Origin of the sequence: Streptomyces spinosisporus (assembly GCF_022698145.1) — a bacterium.
Lineage (GTDB): Bacteria > Actinomycetota > Actinomycetes > Streptomycetales > Streptomycetaceae > Streptomyces > Streptomyces spinosisporus.
The window spans coordinates 114,401-131,684 of record NZ_JALDAX010000015.1; the positions used below are offsets into that span (position 1 = coordinate 114,401).

A 17,284-nucleotide genomic window follows, 5' to 3' on the forward strand; every position below is an offset into this window, starting at 1 on the left:
GGCGCCTTTGTCATGGGTCGAGCAGCCCGTGGCGCATGGCGCTGGTGACGGCCGCGGTGCGGTCGTCGACGCCCAACTTGCCGAAGGCGCGCAGGAGATGGGTCTTCACGGTCGACTCGCCGATGAAGAGCCGGCGGCCGATCTCCGCGTTGGTGCAGCCCTCCGCCACCAGCCGCAGCACGGCCGTCTCCCGCTCCGAGAGGCGCGGCCGCTCCGGCCGGGTGCGCAGCTGGTCGACCAGGCGGGCCGCCACCGAGGGGGCGAGCACCGTCTCGCCGCGGGCTGCCGCCCGTACCGCCTCCGCCAGTTCGGCACGCGGCATGTCCTTGAGCAGATAGCCCGCGGCTCCGGCCTCGACCGCCCGCAGGATGTCGCGGTCCGTCTCGTACGTCGTCAGGACGATCACCCGGCACGGCAGCCCCGCCTCGCCCATCCGCACGATCGAGTCGACGCCCCCGCCGCCCGGCATGCGCAGATCCATGAGCACGATGTCGGGCCGCAGTTCGGCCGCCAGCGCCTCCGCCCGCGGCCCGCTCTCCGCATCGGCGACCACCTCCAGGTCCGGCTCGGCACTGAGCATCGCCCGCAGCCCCTCCCGTACGACGGGATGGTCGTCGGCGAGGACGATCCGGATCACGATGAGCTCCTCAACGGCGCTACGGGGGATGCGGGCGACGCAGGCGGTGCGGGCGACACGGGCAGCCGGACGGTCACCGTCGTGCCGTCGCCCGGTGTGCTGCGGATCCGCGCCGTCCCGCCGACCTCGGTGGCCCGGGCACGCAGCCCGGCAAGACCGTAACCGACGCTGGGGGCGCCCGGGTCGAAGCCGCAGCCGTCGTCCCGTACGGACACGGTGAGCGTGTCGTCGCGGTACGTCAGCGCGATGCCGACGGAGGCCGAACTCCCCGCGTGCTTGCGGGCGTTCGACAGGGCCTCCTGGCAGGCGCGCAGTGCCACCACCTCGGGGGCGGCGGGCAGCGGGCGCACCGGACCGGTCACCTCCAGCGTGGCCCCGTGCCGGGTGGCGAGCCGGCGCAGCGCGTCCGGCAGGGACGAGCCGTCGAGGTCGGCGGGCGCGGCGCCGGCGACCAGGGCACGGGCCTCGGCGAGGTTCTGCCGGGCCGTCTCGTCCATGAGGGCCAGATGCCGGCGGGCCTGCGGGACGTCGTCGTCGAGCTCCGCCTCCACCGCCTGGATCAGCATCAGCACACTGGTGAAGCCCTGCGCGAGGGTGTCATGGATCTCCCGGGCCATGCGCTCGCGCTCGGCCAGCGCCCCGTGCGCGGCGGACAGACGCGAGATCTCGTGGCGGCTCGCGTCCAGTTCCGCGATCAGCGCGGCCCGCTCCTGGCTCTGGTCGATGATCCGGATCACCCAGGTGCCGACGGCCACCGAGAAGACCAGACTGACCACGGCGAACAGCCCGTTGAAGAAGACCTCCTGCTCGCCGGGCCACCACAGCAGCGCCCAGCCCACCACCGGCACCACGTTGATCACGGCCACGAGTGTGATCGCCCACCGCATGCGCAGGGTCATGAAGCACTGGGGGACGAGCGCGAAGGTCATGACCCGCGTCTCGCCGACCAGGATCGCCGAGGGCAGGAACAGGGCCGTCATCGCGAGGAGATAGAGCAACGCCTGCCGCTCGGGCGGGGGATCGCCCCGCAGCAGGGGCCGCCCCACCCACACGTACAGGGGGATCAACGGCAGCAGCAGCGCCGCCGCGGTGAGCCGGACCGGCCACCCCGGCTGTCCCGTGCCGAGCACGAACGCCAGGGTGGCCAGCCAGATCAGCGCGAAATAGGTGTCCCAGAGCCGGAAGGACCGGTCCCAGGTGTAGGCACCTACGGCGGGTGCCCGCCCGCTCATCCGTCGCGCCGGTTCTTCCACCGGAAGGTCAGCAGACACAGCACCAATCCTCCGACGCACCACGCCCCGAGCACCAGCGCCACCTTGCCGAACTCCCAACTGCCCGTCTGCTCGAGGATGTGAGCCGAGTCCGGCAGGAACACCCCGCGCAGTCCCTGGCACATCCACTTCAGCGGGAACAGCGCCCCGATGTTCAGCATCCAGTCGGGGATGGTGTCGATCGCGATGTACACGCCCGAGATGAACTGCAGGACCAGGAAGGGCAGGACGACGACGGAGGTCGCGCTCTTGCCGGACTTGGGCACCGAGCTGATCGCGATGCCGAGCAGGGCGCACGCCGTCAGACCGAGGACGAAGATCCAGGCCAGGTCGAACCAGTCGGTCGCGTCCGAGGGCAGATCCACGTCGTAGACGGTGGTGCCGACGAGCAGCAGGATCGCCGTCTCCAGCAGGCCGGTGAACAGAACCAGCCAGATCTTGCCGAGGAAGTACGCGGCCGGCGGCATCGGTGTCCCGCGCAGCCGGCGCAGCACCTTCTCGTCCCGCTCGATGGCGATGGAGATGCCGAGCGACTGGAAGCTCGTCGACATGATGCCGGCCGCCATCATCGCCGGGACGTACAGCTGCGAGGCGGTGATGCCCGCGCCCTCCACGTCGTCGCTGAAGATCGACGCGAACAGGAACAGGAACACCACCGGGAACGCGAACGTGAACACCACCTGGTCGCGCTGCCGGAAGAACTGCCTGATCTCCAGGGCGCCCCGACCGAGGCCCAGCCCCCATGCCCCGGGCAGCCGCACGGTGTCCGGCCCGGTCCTGGTCTCCACGGCGGTCGTGGTCATCGCGCGTCCTCCTGTCCGGTCAGCCGGAGGTAGACGTCCTCCAGCGTGGGGCGGCTCACCCTCAGGCCGGGGATCTCGCTGTCGAAGCGGTGCATCAGCTCGGCGACCGTCCTGGTCGGGGTGTCCGTGCGCTCGGTGCGGGTGGTGCCGTCCCGCTCGGTCCACTCGACCGTGGCGTCCGTGCCGTACCGCTCCCGCAGCGCCGCGGGCTCGCCCGTGGCGACGACCCGCCCCCGGGCCACCACGGCGAGCCGGTCGGCGAGGGCCTCCGCCTCCTCCAGGTAGTGCGTGGTCAGCAGGATCGTCGTGCCCTCGTCGGCGAGCAGCCTGATCAGCTCCCAGAACTGCCGGCGGGCCGCCGGGTCGTAACCGGTCGTCGGCTCGTCCAGGAGCAGCAGGTCGGGGCCGCCGATCACCCCGAGGGCCACGTCGAGCCGCCTGCGCTGGCCGCCCGACAGCGCCTTGATGCGACTGCCCGCCTTGGCCTGAAGGCCCACCAGGCCGATGACCTCCTCGGGGTCGCGCGGGCGCGGGTAGTAGCGCGCGAAATGCCGTACGGTCTCGCCGACCGTCAACTCGGCGGGTGCCGATTCGTCCTGCCAGACGATTCCCACACGGGACCTCCACGCGCGCGTGCCGGCCGCCGGATCGGACCCGAGCACCGACACCTCGCCCGCGTCCCGGCTGCGGTTGCCCTGGAGGATCTCCACCGTGGTGCTCTTGCCCGCGCCATTGGGTCCCAGCAGGCCGAACACCTCGCCCGGGCGGATCTCGAGATCGATGCCGTCCACCGCGGTCACGTCCCCGTACTGCTTGCGCAGCCCCCGTACGTCCACCGCGAGTTCGTTCGCGTGTGTTGTCATGCACCCAGGGTCGGCCGGAACCGAACGCTCAGGAACGACCGTGCGTACTTCCTTATGTCCACCGAACGGTGGACGCGGGGTCGAGTGCGGCACAATGGCCCCTGCCCGAAGAAGGTCCCACTCTCAAGCAGACGGAATCGGCGTGATGAGCAAGACCACAGTCAAAGACGTGTCCACCGAGCCCGCTCCGGGACCCGACTCGGCCGGACCACGGACGGCGGGCGGCAGCCGTGCCCTGGCCCTGCTGCTGGTGATCACGGGCGCGGCCGGTCTGCTCGCCGCATGGGTCATCACGATCGACAAGAACAAGATCCTCGAGGCCAAGGTCGCGGGCAAGACGTTCACCCCGGGCTGCAGCCTCAACCCCGTGGTCTCCTGCGGCAACGTGATGGAGTCCAAGCAGGCCGCCGTCTTCGGCTTCCCCAACCCGATGCTCGGCCTGGTCTGCTACGGCATCGTCATCTGCGTCGGCATGAGCCTGCTCGCCCGCGCCCGCTACCCGCGCTGGTACTGGCTCACCTTCAACTTCGGCACCCTCTTCGGCGTGGGCTTCTGCACCTGGCTGCAGTTCCAGTCCCTGTACCGGATCAACGCGCTGTGCCTGTGGTGCTCGCTGGCCTGGGTCGCGACGATCACCATGTTCTGGTACGTCACCTCGTTCAACATCCGCAACGGCTTCCTGCCCTCCCCGCGCTGGCTGAAGAGCTTCTTCGGCGAGTTCACCTGGGTCGTGCCCGTGCTGCACGTCGGCATCATCGGCATGCTCGTCCTGACCCGCTGGTGGGACTTCTGGACCAGCTGACCGGGCTTCTGCAGGGCCCGGACGCGTTGTCAGTGCGGTGAATTAGGGTTCTTGACGTGGAGCCCGACCTGTTCACCGCCGCCGCAGAAGAACGCCAGGAGAAGGATCCGGCTGGAAGCCCCCTGGCCGTGCGGATGCGCCCGCGCACCCTCGACGAGGTCGTGGGCCAGCAGCATCTGCTCAAACCGGGCTCGCCCCTGCGCAGACTCGTCGGCGAGGGCGCCGGCGGACCCGCCGGACCGTCCTCGGTGATCCTCTGGGGCCCGCCCGGCACCGGCAAGACGACCCTGGCCTACGTCGTCTCCAAGGCCACCAACAAGCGCTTCGTCGAGCTGTCGGCGATCACCGCGGGCGTCAAGGAGGTCCGCGCTGTCATCGACGGCGCCCGCCGCGCCACCGGTGGGTACGGCCAGGAGACCGTCCTCTTCCTCGACGAGATCCACCGCTTCAGCAAGGCCCAGCAGGACTCCCTGCTGCCCGCGGTCGAGAACCGCTGGGTGACCCTGATCGCGGCGACGACGGAGAACCCGTACTTCTCGGTGATCTCCCCGCTGCTGTCCCGCTCCCTCCTGCTCACCCTCGAACCCCTCACCGACGACGACATCAGAGGACTGCTGAAGCGGGCGCTCGGCGACGAGCGGGGCCTGAAGGACGCGGTCACCCTCCCCGAGGACACCGAGGACCACCTTCTGCGCATCGCCGGCGGCGACGCACGCCGCGCCCTGACCGCACTGGAGGCGGCGGCCGGCGCCGCCCTGGACAAGGGTGAGACGGAGATCTCCCTGACGACGCTGGAGGAGACGGTCGACCGGGCGGCGGTGAAGTACGACCGCGACGGCGACCAGCACTACGACGTCGCCAGCGCCCTCATCAAGTCCATCCGCGGCTCGGACGTGGATGCCGCGCTGCACTACCTGGCCCGCATGATCGAGGCCGGCGAGGACCCCCGCTTCATCGCCCGCCGCCTGATGATCTCGGCGAGCGAGGACATCGGCCTCGCCGATCCCAACGCACTGCCGATCGCGGTCGCCGCCGCCCAGGCCGTCGCCATGATCGGCTTCCCCGAGGCCGCCCTCACCCTCAGCCACGCCACCATCGCCCTCGCCCTGGCCCCCAAGTCCAACTCCGCGACGACGGCGATCGGGGCCGCCCTGGAGGACGTGAAGAAGGGACTGGCCGGCCAGGTGCCGCCCCATCTGCGCGACGGTCACTACAAGGGCGCCGCCAAGCTCGGCCACGCGCAGGGATACGTGTATCCGCACGACCTGGCCGAGGGCATCGCCGAGCAGCAGTATGCCCCGGACGCCCTCAAGGACCGCGAGTACTACACGCCGAGCAGACACGGCGCGGAGGCAAGATACGCGGACGCGGTGGAGTGGACCAGGAAGCACCTCGGTCGCAGACGGTCCTGAGCACCCTGTAGACTTCGCCGAAGTGCCGAGTCCCGTGCCGTCAGAGCGGGTCATCCGGCCGGAGCCCCCAGGGGTTCCAGGAGCGTCGCGCACCGTCGAACGGTGTCGCGGGCAGCCCACCACCACCCGTCCCAGGACGGGAGAGGTCGGTGGGCCACTCGCGTGCTGCACGTATGTGCCCAGACCAGGGGAGCGGCTGCCCACCGAAGTCCAGCAGGACGAGGAGGGATTCCCCGGCTGCGGATGCGACCTCCCTTAACCCTGACAAGCCGAAGAAACTTCAGAGAAGAGACTAAAGACAGTGGCGAACCAGTCCCGCCCCAAGGTCAAGAAGTCGCGTGCCCTCGGCATCGCGCTGACCCCGAAGGCCGTCAAGTACTTCGAGGCCCGTCCCTACCCGCCGGGTGAGCACGGCCGCGGCCGCAAGCAGAACTCGGACTACAAGGTCCGTCTGCTCGAGAAGCAGCGTCTGCGCGCGCAGTACGACGTGTCCGAGCGCCAGCTCGTCCGCGCCTACGAGCGTGCCTCCAAGGTCCAGGGCAAGACCGGCGAGGCCCTGATCATCGAGCTCGAGCGCCGTCTCGACGCCCTGGTCCTGCGTTCGGGCATCGCCCGCACCATCTACCAGGCCCGTCAGATGGTCGTGCACGGCCACATCGAGGTCAACGGCCAGAAGGTCGACAAGCCCTCCTTCCGCGTCCGTCCCGACGACGTCGTGATGGTCCGCGAGCGCAGCCGTGAGAAGACCCTCTTCTCCATCGCCCGCGAGGGCGGCTTCGCCCCCGAGGGCGAGACCCCGCGCTACCTCCAGGTGAACCTCAAGGCCCTGGCATTCCGCCTGGACCGTGAGCCGAACCGCAAGGAGATCCCGGTGATCTGCGACGAGCAGCTCGTCGTCGAGTACTACGCCCGCTGATCACCAGCAGGCGGTAGCACCACGCACCACCTCAGCCCGCCGTCTCCCCGCCCTTACGGGCGCGGGAGGCGGCGGGTTCGTGCATGCCGGCACCCGCCGACGGGTGCCGGACCACCTCCCGCGGCGACGGCACGGCCTGCAGCGGCCGCTCCAGCGCCCGCGAGACGGCCGCCTCCCGCACCAGCCGTTCCCCCTCCGCCACGCACTCCTCGTAGCGTGCGTCGCCGAGGAGCTCCCGGGCCGTCGCCTCGCACAGCTCGTGCGGGGCGTTGTAGTGCGCCGAGCCGAACAGCGGCAGGCCCACCGACGGCCACATCCTCGCCGCCGCGCCCTGCAGCACCGCCGCCTCCGCCGCATCGCCCTGCGCGACCGTGACCAGCGCCAGCAGCTCCACCGCCAGCACCGAGCCGAGCAGATCGTGGAAGGCATGGGCGCCGGTCAGGCATTCGGCCAGCAGGGCGCGCGCCCGCGCCAGATCGCCCTCCGCCCAAGCCGCGTACGCCAGGACGTACAACGCGTAGCCCCGGGTCCACCGCTCGCCGTGGTCCTCGCACACCCGCCGTACGTCCTCGCACAGCCGTACCGCGTCCGGCAGATCGCTCTGGAACGCGCGCGTCATCGCCAGCTCCACCTGGCACATCAGGACATTGCTGTTGAGCTCGCCGATCTCCTGGTAGCGGTCCAGCGCCGAGCGCAGCAGCCGCTCGGCGCGCGCCATGTCGTCGCTGACCAGGGCCAGGCATCCGGCGCGGTGCTCCGCGTACGCCACCGCCGTGGGGTCGCCGGAGAGCTCCGCCTCCTCCCGGCACTCCTGCAGTGCGGCCAGCGCGGGCACCGTGTCGCCCTGGAGGATCGCCACATAGCCGAGCACCCACAGGGCCTTCAGCCGGGACTGCTCGTGCCCGGCGTCGAGGCGCACCACCTGCTCCAGCCAGTGCCGCCCCTCCGACAGCCGCCCGCAGCCCGCCCAGTGGAACCAGAGCGAGCCCGCGAGGTACTGGCCCAGATGCGCCTCCTCCGGCTCGTCGAGACAGTGCTCCAGAGCACTGCGCAGATTCGGCAGCTCCGCCTCCACGCGCGCGGCCACCTCCGCCTGGCGCGGCGAGAACCAGTCCAGCTCGCACCAGGTGGCAAGGCCCAGATACCAGTCGCGGTGGCGCCGCCGCAGCCGGGCCGCGTCCCCTGTCGCCTCCAGCCACTCGGCGCCGTACGCACGCACCGTGTCCAGCATCCGGTAGCGCACGCCCGCCGGTGTCTCCTCGCGTGCGACCACCGACTGCGCGAGCAGTTCGGTGAGCACGTCCAGGACGTCGTCGGCCTTCAGGCCGTGCCCGCCGCAGACGTACTCGGCGGCCTCCAGGTCGAACCGTCCGGCGAACACCGACAGCCGCGACCACAGCAACCGCTCCCGGGGAGTGCACAGTTCATGGCTCCAGCCGATGGCCAGGCGCAGGGTCCGATGGCGGGGCAGCGCAGTGCGCTCGCTGCCGGTCAGCAGCCGGAAGCGGTCGTCCAGGCGCTGCAGCAGCTGCGCGGGGGACAGCGCCCGCAGCCGCCCCGCGGCCAGCTCGATCGCCAGCGGGATCCCGTCCAGGCGCCGGCACACCTCGCGCACGTCCGGGCCGTCCGCGACCGCCGGCTGCTGTTCCGCCGCCCGGTCCAGCAGCAGTTCGACCGCCTCGTCCTCGCCCAGCGGCGCCAGCGGGAAGACCCGCTCGCCCGCCACGCCCAGCGGCCGGCGCCCCACCGCGAGCACCCTCAGCCCGGGCACCTGCCGCAGCAACTCGTCCACCAGCGCGGCACACGACTCCACCAGATGCTCGAACCCGTCCAGGACGAGCAGCAGTTGGCGGTCGGCGAGATGCGCGCGCAGCATCTCGAGGGGCGCCCGCGTCGTGTGGTCCGTCAGCCCCAGCGCCTCCACGACCGCGTAGTCCACGAACTCCGGATCGTGCACCGGCGCCAGCTCGACGCGCCAGACCCCGTCCCGCGGCGCGCACCGTGCGGCGGCCCGGGCCGCGAGCCGCGACTTGCCGACCCCGCCCGCGCCCGTCACCGTCACCAGACGTCCGGCGTCAAGCACCTGCGCCAGCCCGGAGAGTTCGGCCGATCGCCCCACGAACGCGTTGAGTTCCAGAGGCAGATTGCCGTCCGCGAGGCCCCCGCCGGGTTGATGGTTCCGCATGGAATACGGAGCGTACTGAACCGTATTCACTCCGTACAATCGCTTCACGCGACCCGGCAGCGCGCGCGGGTAATCCGGTGCGGAGCTTCGTCCCCGGCGCGATAGGCTCGGGTCCATTGCTTTTCGATGTTCAGACACGTTTCAGGGAGCGGGTGCGCGAGGTGTCCGGTGGAGAAGTGGCCGGAATCCTGGTGGCCGTCTTCTGGGCGATCCTGGTCTCCTTCCTCGCCGTGGCGCTGGCAAGGGTGGCCCAGACGCTCAGGGCGACCACCAAGCTGGTCGCGGACGTGACCGACCAGGCCGTCCCGCTGCTGGCCGACGCCTCCGCCGCGGTGCGCTCCGCGCAGACCCAGATCGACCGGGTCGACGCGATCGCCACCGACGTCCAGGAGGTCACGTCGAACGCGTCGGCGCTGTCCACCACCGTCGCCTCCACGTTCGGCGGCCCGCTGGTCAAGGTCGCGGCCTTCGGCTACGGCGTCCGCCGCGCCCTGGGCGGCCGCAAGGACGGTGCGCCCGCAGGGGCGCCGAAGAGCACCGTGATCGTCGGCCGCACCGTCCCGGCCGGGCGACGTCAGAAGCCGAAGCGGGGGAACGACTCGGGGAAGAGGGACTGAGCGAGAGATGTTCCGCCGTACCTTCTGGTTCACCACGGGCGTCGCCGCCGGCGTGTGGGCCACCACCAAGGTCAACCGCAAGCTGAAGCAGCTGACCCCCGAGAACCTCGCCGCGGCCGCCGCCCACAAGGCGATCGACGCCGGCCACCGGCTCAAGGACCGGGCGGTCGGCTTCGCGCTGGACGTACGCGAGAACATGGCGCAGCGGGAGGAGGAGCTGGGGGAGGCCCTCGGCATCAACACCGCCCCCGAACTCCCCGCAGTCCGGCGGTACGCCGCCATCGAGAACCGCAACACCCCGAAGTACGTCGAGGGTTCGACGTACCAGACGTACTCGTACAACCGGAATGAGGACCACTGATGGAGTCGGCCGAGATTCGCCGCCGCTGGCTGAGCTTCTTCGAGGAGCGCGGGCACACCGTCGTCCCTTCGGCGTCGCTCATCGCGGACGACCCGACTCTGCTCCTCGTCCCGGCCGGCATGGTGCCCTTCAAGCCCTACTTCCTGGGTGAGGTCAAGCCGCCCTTCGACCGCGCCACCAGCGTCCAGAAGTGCGTGCGCACGCCGGACATCGAAGAGGTCGGCAAGACCACCCGGCACGGCACCTTCTTCCAGATGTGCGGCAACTTCTCCTTCGGCGACTACTTCAAGGAAGGCGCCATCACCTACGCCTGGGAGCTGCTCACCAGCCCCCAGGACAAGGGCGGTTACGGCCTGGAGCCGGAGAAGCTCTGGATCACCGTCTACCAGGACGACGACGAGGCCGAGCGCATCTGGCACGAGGTCGTCGGCGTGCCGAAGGAGCGCATCCAGCGCCTCGGCATGAAGGACAACTACTGGTCCATGGGCGTCCCCGGCCCCTGCGGCCCCTGCTCCGAGATCAACTACGACCGCGGCCCCGAGTTCGGCGCCGAGGGCGGCCCCGCCGTCAACGACGAGCGGTACGTGGAGATCTGGAATCTCGTCTTCATGCAGTACGAGCGCGGCGAGGGCATCGGCAAGGACAACTTCGAGATCCTCGGGGAGCTGCCGAGCAAGAACATCGACACGGGCCTCGGCCTGGAGCGCCTCGCCATGATTCTGCAGGGCGTGCAGAACATGTACGAGATCGACACCTCCATGGCCGTCATCAAGAAGGCCACCGAGCTGACCGGCGTGCACTACGGCGCCGCCCACGCCTCCGACGTCTCCCTGCGCGTCGTCACCGACCACATGCGCACGTCCGTCATGCTCATCGGCGACGGCGTCACCCCCGGCAACGAGGGCCGCGGCTATGTGCTGCGCCGCATCATGCGCCGCGCCATCCGCAACATGCGCCTGCTCGGCGCCACCGGCCCGGTCGTCCTCGACCTCATCGACACCGTGATCGGCATGATGGGCCAGCAGTACCCCGAGCTGATCACCGACCGCGAGCGCATCGAGAAGGTCGCCGTCGCCGAGGAGAACGCCTTCCTCAAGACGCTGAAGGCCGGCACCAACATCCTCGACACCGCCGTCTCCGAGACCAAGGCCGCGGGCTCCGCGGTGCTGCCCGGCGACAAGGCGTTCCTGCTCCACGACACCTGGGGCTTCCCGATCGACCTCACCCTCGAAATGGCCGCCGAACAGGGCCTGTCGGTGGACGAGGACGGCTTCCGCCGCCTGATGAAGGAGCAGCGGGAGCGCGCCAAGGCCGACGCCCAGGCCAAGAAGACCGGGCACGCCGGCGCCGGCGCCTACCGCGAGATCGCCGACAGGACCGGCGAGACCGAGTTCATCGGCTACAGCGAGACCGAGGGCGAGTCCACCATCGTCGGCATCCTCGTCGACGGCGCCTCCTCCCCGGCCGCCACCGAGGGCGACGAGGTCGAGATCGTCCTCGACCGCACCCCCTTCTACGCCGAGGGCGGCGGCCAGATCGGCGACACCGGCCGGATCAAGGCCGACTCCGGTGCCGTCATCGAGGTCCGCGACTGCCAGAAGCCGGTCCCCGGCGTCTACGTCCACAAGGGCGTCGTCCAGGTCGGCGAGGTCACCGTCGGCGCCAAGGCCCACGCCTCCATCGACGGCCGCCGCCGCAAGGCCATCGCCCGCGCCCACTCCGCCACGCACCTCACCCACCAGGCCCTGCGCGACGCCCTCGGCCCGACGGCCGCCCAGGCCGGTTCCGAGAACCAGCCCGGCCGCTTCCGCTTCGACTTCGGCTCGCCGTCCGCCGTTCCCACGGCCGTGATGAGCGACGTCGAGCAGAAGATCAACGAGGTGCTCGCCCGCGACCTCGACGTGCGCGCCGACGTCATGGGCATCGACGAGGCCAAGAAGCAGGGCGCCATCGCCGAGTTCGGCGAGAAGTACGGCGAGCGCGTGCGCGTCGTGACCATCGGCGACTTCTCCAAGGAGCTGTGCGGCGGCACGCACGTGCACAACACCGCCCAGCTCGGCCTGGTCAAACTGCTCGGCGAGTCCTCCATCGGCTCGGGGGTCCGCCGTATCGAGGCCCTCGTCGGTGTGGACGCCTACAGCTTCCTCGCCCGCGAGCACACGGTCGTCAACCAGCTGACCGAGCTGCTCAAGGGCCGCCCGGAGGAGCTGCCGGAGAAGGTCTCCTCGATGCTCGGCAAGCTGAAGGACGCCGAGAAGGAGATCGAGAAGTTCCGCGCCGAGAAGGTGCTGCAGGCCGCCGCCGGTCTCGCCGAGTCCGCCAAGGACGTCCGTGGCGTCGCCGTCGTCACCGGCCAGGTGCCGGACGGCACGACCGCCGACGACCTGCGCAAGCTGGTCCTCGACGTGCGCGGCCGCATCCAGGGCGGACGCGCCGCCGTGGTCGCGCTGTTCACGGTCAACAACGGCAAGCCGCTCACCGTCATCGCCACCAACGACGCCGCCCGTGAGCGCGGCCTCAAGGCCGGCGACCTGGTTCGTACGGCCGCCAAGACCCTCGGCGGCGGCGGTGGCGGCAAGCCGGACGTCGCCCAGGGCGGCGGCCAGAACCCGGCCGCGATCGGCGAGGCCGTGGACGCCGTCGAGCGACTGGTCACGGACACCGCGAAGTGACGCTGCGCAAGGGCCGCAGGCTCGCGATCGACGTCGGGGACGCCCGCATCGGGGTCGCCTCGTGCGACCCCGACGGGATCCTCGCCACTCCGGTGGAGACGGTCCCCGGCCGGGACGTTCCCGCGGCTCACCGCCGGTTGAAGCAACTGGTGGAGGAGTACGAGCCGATCGAGGTCGTCGTGGGCCTGCCTCGCTCCCTCAAGGGGGGCGAGGGTCCCGCCGCGGTGAAGGTCCGCGGCTTCGCGCAGGAGCTCGCCAAGCGCATCGCCCCGGTGCCGGTCCGGCTCGTGGACGAGCGGATGACCACGGTGACGGCGGGTCAGGGGCTGCGCGCCTCGGGCGTGAAGTCGAAGAAGGGCCGCTCCGTCATCGACCAGGCCGCCGCTGTGATCATCCTTCAGCAGGCGCTCGAATCCGAACGGGTGTCAGGCAAAGCACCCGGCGAGGGCGTCGAAGTGGTCATCTGATCGCGATACGGTAACGTTCCGCGCGACTGCGCCGCTGTTCGAACAGCGACCGCACAGCAAGAGGCGGGACGGGACCCGGTCAAAAGCCGCGTCACTGCCGCCTCGCGGCTCTAGGGGATCGATGACTGAGTATGGCCGGGGCCAAGGCTCCGAACCGTGGCATCCGGAGGACCCGTTGTACGGGGACGACGGATGGGGAGGACAGCAGGCCCAGGGCCCGCAGTCCCCCTACGGCGGCCAGCCGCAGCACTATCCGCAGCAGCCGCAGCAGCAGTACGGCGACTGGGGCGACGGCGGACAGTCCGGCTACGGGCAGGGGCAGCAGCAGTACCAGGGCTACGACCAGCAGTACTACGCGGGTCAGGGCCACCAGCAGTACCAGGGCCAGCAGACATACGACCAGGGACGGCAGCAGTACCAGGGTCAGCAGCAGACGTACGACCAGGGTGGCTGGGGCGCCGGGCAGCAGGTCCAGTACACCGACCCCTCGGACCCGTACGGCCAGCAGACGGCGTCGTATGGCGACGGCGGGCCCGACTACTACGGCACGCCCGACGCCTACCCGCCGCCCGAGCCGCCCAGCCGCAGGCAGGCCGAGCCCGAGCCGCCGCGCACCGACTGGGACCCCGGCCCCGACCAGGGCGAACACGCCTTCTTCGCCGGTGGCGGCGATGACGACGAGGACGACGATGACGGCCGGGCCGGCAGCAAGGGCCGCGGCGGCAAGAAGCCGAAGAAGCGCCGCAGCGGGTGCGCCTGTCTCGTCCTGGTGACGATCTTCGCGGGCGGCGTCGGCGGGGTCGGCTACTTCGGCTGGCAGTTCTACCAGGACCGCTTCGGCGCGGCGCCCGACTACGCGGGCGACGGCAACGGCGAGCAGGTCACCGTCGTCATCCCCAAGGGCGCCGGCGGCTATGTGATCGGCCAGAAGCTCAAGGAGGCGGGCGTCGTCCAGAGCGTCGACGCGTTCGTCTCCGCGCAGCAGTCGAACGACAAGGGCAAGACGATCCAGGACGGCGTCTACACGCTGCAGAAACAGATGTCGGCCGCCAGTGCGGTCGAACTCATGCTCAGTCCGAAGAGCCGCAGCAACCTGATCATCGCCGAGGGCACCCGCAACACGAAGGTCTACGAGCTGATCGACACGCGCCTCGGCCTCAGCAAGGGCGCCACCGCGAAGGTCGCGAAGCAGAACTACAAGAAGCTCGGCCTGCCCTCGTGGGCGCTGAACCACCCGAACCTGAAGGATCCGCTGGAAGGATTCCTCTACCCCTCCAGCTACGCCGTGTCCAAGGGCCAGAAGCCCGAGGCCGTCCTGAAGGACATGGTCGCCCGGGCGAACGGCACCTACGAGGAGCTGGGCCTGGAGAAGAAGGCGAAGAGCCTGGGACTCGACGGGCCCTGGCAACTGCTCACCGTGGCGAGCCTGGTGCAGGCCGAGGGCACCAGCCACGACGACTTCCGCAAGATGGCCGAGGTCGTCTACAACCGGCTCAAGCCCAACAACCCCGAGACCTACGGCTCGCTCGAGTTCGACTCCACGTACAACTACGTGAAGAACCAGAGCAAGATCGACCTGAGCATCGCCGAGCTGCGCAAGTACAACAACCCGTACAACACGTACTACATCAAGGGCCTGCCGCCCGGTCCCATCGACAACCCCGGCGCCGAGGCGATCAAGGGCTCGATCGATCCGACGCACGACGGCTGGTACTACTTCATCTCGTTGGACGGCAAGACCAGCAAGTTCACCAAGACGCTCGCCGAGCACAACAAGCTGGTCGACGAATTCAATGCGTCGAGGAACAAGAACTGATGACCGCGACCCGAAGGGCGGCCGTGCTCGGCTCGCCCATCGCCCACTCCCTGTCCCCGCAGCTGCACACCGCGGGGTACCGGGCCCTCGGCCTGCAGGGATGGTCGTACGACCGCTTCGACGTCGACGAGGCGGCGCTGCCCGGGTTCTTCGAGGGGCTCGGCCCCGAGTGGGCGGGGCTCTCCCTGACGATGCCGCTGAAGCGTGCCGTCATCCCGCTGCTCGACGAGATCACCGACACGGCGGCCTCGGTGGAGGCGGTCAACACCGTGGTGTTCCGGCCCGACGGGCGCAGGGTCGGCGACAACACCGACATCCCCGGCCTGGTGGCCGCGCTGCACGAGCGTGGAGTGGAGAAGGCCGAGTCGGCCGCGATCCTCGGCGCCGGAGCCACGGCCTCCTCGGCGCTCGCCGCGCTCGCCCGCATCTGCACCGGTGAGGTCACCGTGTACGTACGCAGCGAGCGGCGCGCGGACGAGATGCGGCAGTGGGGCGAGCGGCTCGGCGTCCAGGTCCGCCCGGCCGACTGGTCCGACGCGGCCCGCGCCTTCGAGGCGCCCCTGGTGATCTCGACGACGCCCGCTGGGGGCACCGACGCGCTGGCCGAGCGGCTGCCCGCGCATGTCGGCACCCTTTTCGACGTGCTCTACGAGCCCTGGCCCACCCCCCTCGCCGCCGCCTGGGAGGCGCGCGGCGGGCAGGTGCTCAGCGGTCTCGACCTCCTGGTGCACCAGGCCGTCTTCCAGTTCCGGCAGTTCACCGGCGATCCGCGCTCCCCACTGACCGCGATGCGCGAGGCCGCGCAGCGACGCTGACCCGTCCGCCCGGCCGACTGGTCCGCTGCGGCTCGTGCCTTCCAGGCGCCCTTGGTGATCTCGACGACGCCTGCCGGGGGTACCGATGCGCCGGCCGTACGAGCCCACCCCGCTCGCCGCCGCCTGGGAGGCCCGCGGAGAGAGGGCAGGTGCTCAGCGGCCGCGACCCTCCGGCGATCCGCGCTCCCCGCTGACCGCGATGCGCGAGGCGGCGCAGCGGCGCTGACCCGTGCGCCCGGCGCCCGCGTCCGTCAGGGGACGCTCTCGTCTGTCAGCCCTTGTCCGTCTGCCGGACCGGGAGCCGGGGTGCCTCGTGGACGTGGGAGGATCGGAGGTGGCGGGCCGGGGCCGCGCACCTGGTCGCGCCGTCGCCGTACGCGAGGACGTGCGTACGCAGGCAGTACCAGGGCGCGAGCACTGAGGAGCACCGTTGAGCAGGTTGCGCTGGCTGACCGCGGGGGAGTCCCATGGTCCCGCACTCGTGGCGACGCTGGAGGGCCTTCCCGCCGGTGTCCCGATCACCACGGAGATGGTGGCGGACCATCTGGCCCGGCGCCGGCTCGGTTATGGGCGCGGTGCGCGCATGAAGTTCGAGCGGGACGAGGTCACCTTCCTCGGTGGTGTCCGGCACGGTCTGACGCTGGGGTCCCCGGTCGCGATCATGGTGGGCAACACGGAGTGGCCCAAGTGGGAGCAGGTGATGGCGGCCGACCCGGTGGATGCGGAGATTCTGGCGGGGCTGGCCCGCAATGCGCCGCTGACCCGGCCGCGGCCCGGTCACGCCGATCTGGCGGGCATGCAGAAGTACGGCTTCGAGGAGGCGCGGCCCATCCTGGAGCGTGCGTCGGCGCGGGAGACGGCGGCGCGGGTGGCGCTGGGTGCGGTGGCGCGGTCGTATCTGAAGGAGACGGCCGGCATCGAGATCGTCAGCCATGTGGTGGAGCTGTGCTCGGTGAAGGCCCCGGCCGGGGTGTATCCGACGCCGGCGGACGTGGCGCGGCTGGATGAGGATCCGTTGCGCTGTCTGGACGCGGACGCCTCGAAGGCGATGGTCGCGGAGGTCGATCAGGCCCACAAGGACGGTGACACCCTGGGCGGTGTGGTCGAGGTGCTGGCCTATGACGTGCCGGTGGGTCTGGGCTCGCACGTGCACTGGGACCGCAAGCTGGACGCGCGGCTGGCGGGGGCGCTGATGGGCATCCAGGCGATCAAGGGTGTCGAGATCGGTGACGGGTTCGACCTGGCGCGGGTGCCGGGGTCGAAGGCGCATGACGAGATCGTGGGCACGCCGGAGGGGATCCGGCGGGTGTCGGGGCGGTCCGGGGGTACCGAGGGCGGGTTGTCCACGGGTGAGCTGTTGCGGGTGCGGGCGGCGATGAAGCCGATCGCGACGGTGCCGCGGGCGCTGCGGACGGTGGATGTGGCCACCGGTGAGGCGACGCAGGCGCATCACCAGCGGTCGGATGTGTCGGCGGTGCCGGCGGCCGGGATCGTCGCGGAGGCGATGGTGGCGTTGGTGCTGGCGGATGCGGTGGCGGAGAAGTTCGGCGGTGACAGTGTGGCCGAGACCCGCCGCAATGTGCGGTCCTACCTCGACAACCTGGTCATCCGGTGACCGCGGTGAGTGCGATCGTGCTGGTCGGCCCG

The 17,284-nt window shown here is 70.7% G+C and carries 15 protein-coding genes; 10 read left to right on the forward strand and 5 right to left on the reverse strand.

Annotation, left to right across the window (positions count from 1 at the left end; all coding sequences use genetic code 11):
- Positions 1–10: 10 nt before the first annotated feature.
- Genes MQN93_RS32205 through MQN93_RS32220 form a run of 4 tightly spaced genes read right to left on the reverse strand, consistent with a single transcriptional unit; the run spans position 11 to position 3,574 of the window.
- Positions 11–637, reverse strand: coding sequence for a response regulator (locus MQN93_RS32205; protein WP_016434242.1), 627 nt, complete (start codon positions 635–637; stop codon positions 11–13).
- Positions 634–1,869: a sensor histidine kinase gene (locus tag MQN93_RS32210; RefSeq protein ID WP_242712337.1), complete on the reverse strand. Its 1,236-nt coding sequence runs from the start codon at positions 1,867–1,869 to the stop codon at positions 634–636. The genes MQN93_RS32205 and MQN93_RS32210 overlap by 4 nt, the downstream gene beginning before the upstream one ends.
- Positions 1,866–2,711 carry an ABC transporter permease gene (locus MQN93_RS32215; protein ID WP_016434240.1) on the reverse strand — a complete coding sequence of 282 codons (846 nt, stop codon included), beginning with the start codon at positions 2,709–2,711 and terminating at the stop codon, positions 1,866–1,868. The genes MQN93_RS32210 and MQN93_RS32215 overlap by 4 nt, the downstream gene beginning before the upstream one ends.
- Positions 2,708–3,574, reverse strand: a complete 867-nt coding sequence (locus tag MQN93_RS32220; RefSeq protein WP_242712338.1) for an ABC transporter ATP-binding protein — start codon at positions 3,572–3,574, stop codon at positions 2,708–2,710. Before MQN93_RS32220 ends, MQN93_RS32215 begins: the two co-directional genes overlap by 4 nt.
- Before the next feature lie 145 nt (positions 3,575–3,719).
- On the opposite strand from MQN93_RS32220, the gene MQN93_RS32225 reads away from it, so the two are divergent.
- The 3 genes from MQN93_RS32225 to rpsD all read left to right on the forward strand — a co-directional run bounded on the left by MQN93_RS32225 (position 3,720) and on the right by rpsD (position 6,704).
- On the forward strand, positions 3,720–4,376 hold the full coding sequence (locus MQN93_RS32225) for a vitamin K epoxide reductase family protein (protein WP_016434238.1): 657 nt from the start codon (positions 3,720–3,722) through the stop codon (positions 4,374–4,376).
- Positions 4,377–4,432: 56 nt separating this feature from the next.
- Entirely contained in the window at positions 4,433–5,788 is a 1,356-nt protein-coding gene (locus MQN93_RS32230; protein WP_016434237.1) for a replication-associated recombination protein A, read from the forward strand.
- Positions 5,789–6,089: 301 nt separating this feature from the next.
- Positions 6,090–6,704, forward strand: a complete 615-nt coding sequence (gene rpsD, locus MQN93_RS32235; RefSeq protein WP_015661793.1) for a 30S ribosomal protein S4 — start codon at positions 6,090–6,092, stop codon at positions 6,702–6,704.
- A 31-nt stretch (positions 6,705–6,735) separates the two neighbouring features.
- Here the strand turns inward: rpsD and MQN93_RS32240 are convergent, their stop codons facing one another.
- Positions 6,736–8,889, reverse strand: a complete 2,154-nt coding sequence (locus MQN93_RS32240; RefSeq protein ID WP_242712339.1) for an ATP-binding protein — start codon at positions 8,887–8,889, stop codon at positions 6,736–6,738.
- 152 nt (positions 8,890–9,041) lie between these two features.
- Here MQN93_RS32240 and MQN93_RS32245 point away from each other — a divergent pair, with 152 nt between their 5' ends.
- From MQN93_RS32245 to aroC, 7 genes are all read left to right on the forward strand, one after another.
- Positions 9,042–9,506, forward strand: coding sequence for a DUF948 domain-containing protein (locus MQN93_RS32245; RefSeq protein ID WP_242712340.1), 465 nt, complete (start codon positions 9,042–9,044; stop codon positions 9,504–9,506).
- Between the two features lie 7 nt (positions 9,507–9,513).
- On the forward strand, positions 9,514–9,867 hold the full coding sequence (locus MQN93_RS32250) for a hypothetical protein (protein WP_016434234.1): 354 nt from the start codon (positions 9,514–9,516) through the stop codon (positions 9,865–9,867).
- On the forward strand, positions 9,867–12,539 hold the full coding sequence (gene alaS / locus MQN93_RS32255) for an alanine--tRNA ligase (protein WP_242712341.1): 2,673 nt from the start codon (positions 9,867–9,869) through the stop codon (positions 12,537–12,539). Before MQN93_RS32250 ends, alaS begins: the two co-directional genes overlap by 1 nt.
- A gap of 2 nt (positions 12,540–12,541) precedes the next feature.
- Entirely contained in the window at positions 12,542–13,006 is a 465-nt protein-coding gene (gene ruvX / locus MQN93_RS32260) for a Holliday junction resolvase RuvX (protein ID WP_242712416.1), read from the forward strand.
- Between the two features lie 121 nt (positions 13,007–13,127).
- Positions 13,128–14,822 (forward strand): endolytic transglycosylase MltG, encoded by a 1,695-nt coding sequence (gene mltG, locus MQN93_RS32265; protein WP_242712342.1) that lies wholly within the window; start codon positions 13,128–13,130, stop codon positions 14,820–14,822.
- On the forward strand, positions 14,822–15,637 hold the full coding sequence (locus tag MQN93_RS32270) for a shikimate dehydrogenase (RefSeq protein ID WP_242712343.1): 816 nt from the start codon (positions 14,822–14,824) through the stop codon (positions 15,635–15,637). The genes mltG and MQN93_RS32270 overlap by 1 nt, the downstream gene beginning before the upstream one ends.
- Before the next feature lie 430 nt (positions 15,638–16,067).
- Entirely contained in the window at positions 16,068–17,252 is a 1,185-nt protein-coding gene (aroC, locus tag MQN93_RS32275) for a chorismate synthase (protein WP_016434229.1), read from the forward strand.
- Positions 17,253–17,284 lie beyond the last annotated feature (32 nt).

Excerpts from the sequence above, each read along its gene's own strand:
- mltG (WP_242712342.1), top strand. The coding sequence starts at position 13,128 with ATGACTGAGTATGGCCGGGGCCAAGGCTCCGAACCGTGGCATCCGGAG.
- MQN93_RS32225 (WP_016434238.1), top strand. The coding sequence starts at position 3,720 with ATGAGCAAGACCACAGTCAAAGACGTGTCCACCGAGCCCGCTCCGGGA.
- alaS (WP_242712341.1), top strand. The coding sequence starts at position 9,867 with ATGGAGTCGGCCGAGATTCGCCGCCGCTGGCTGAGCTTCTTCGAGGAG.
- MQN93_RS32270 (WP_242712343.1), top strand. The coding sequence starts at position 14,822 with ATGACCGCGACCCGAAGGGCGGCCGTGCTCGGCTCGCCCATCGCCCAC.
- MQN93_RS32250 (WP_016434234.1), top strand. The coding sequence starts at position 9,514 with ATGTTCCGCCGTACCTTCTGGTTCACCACGGGCGTCGCCGCCGGCGTG.
- MQN93_RS32240 (WP_242712339.1), bottom strand. The coding sequence starts at position 8,889 with ATGCGGAACCATCAACCCGGCGGGGGCCTCGCGGACGGCAATCTGCCT.
- MQN93_RS32220 (WP_242712338.1), bottom strand. The coding sequence starts at position 3,574 with ATGACAACACACGCGAACGAACTCGCGGTGGACGTACGGGGGCTGCGC.
- MQN93_RS32210 (WP_242712337.1), bottom strand. The coding sequence starts at position 1,869 with ATGAGCGGGCGGGCACCCGCCGTAGGTGCCTACACCTGGGACCGGTCC.
- MQN93_RS32215 (WP_016434240.1), bottom strand. The coding sequence starts at position 2,711 with ATGACCACGACCGCCGTGGAGACCAGGACCGGGCCGGACACCGTGCGG.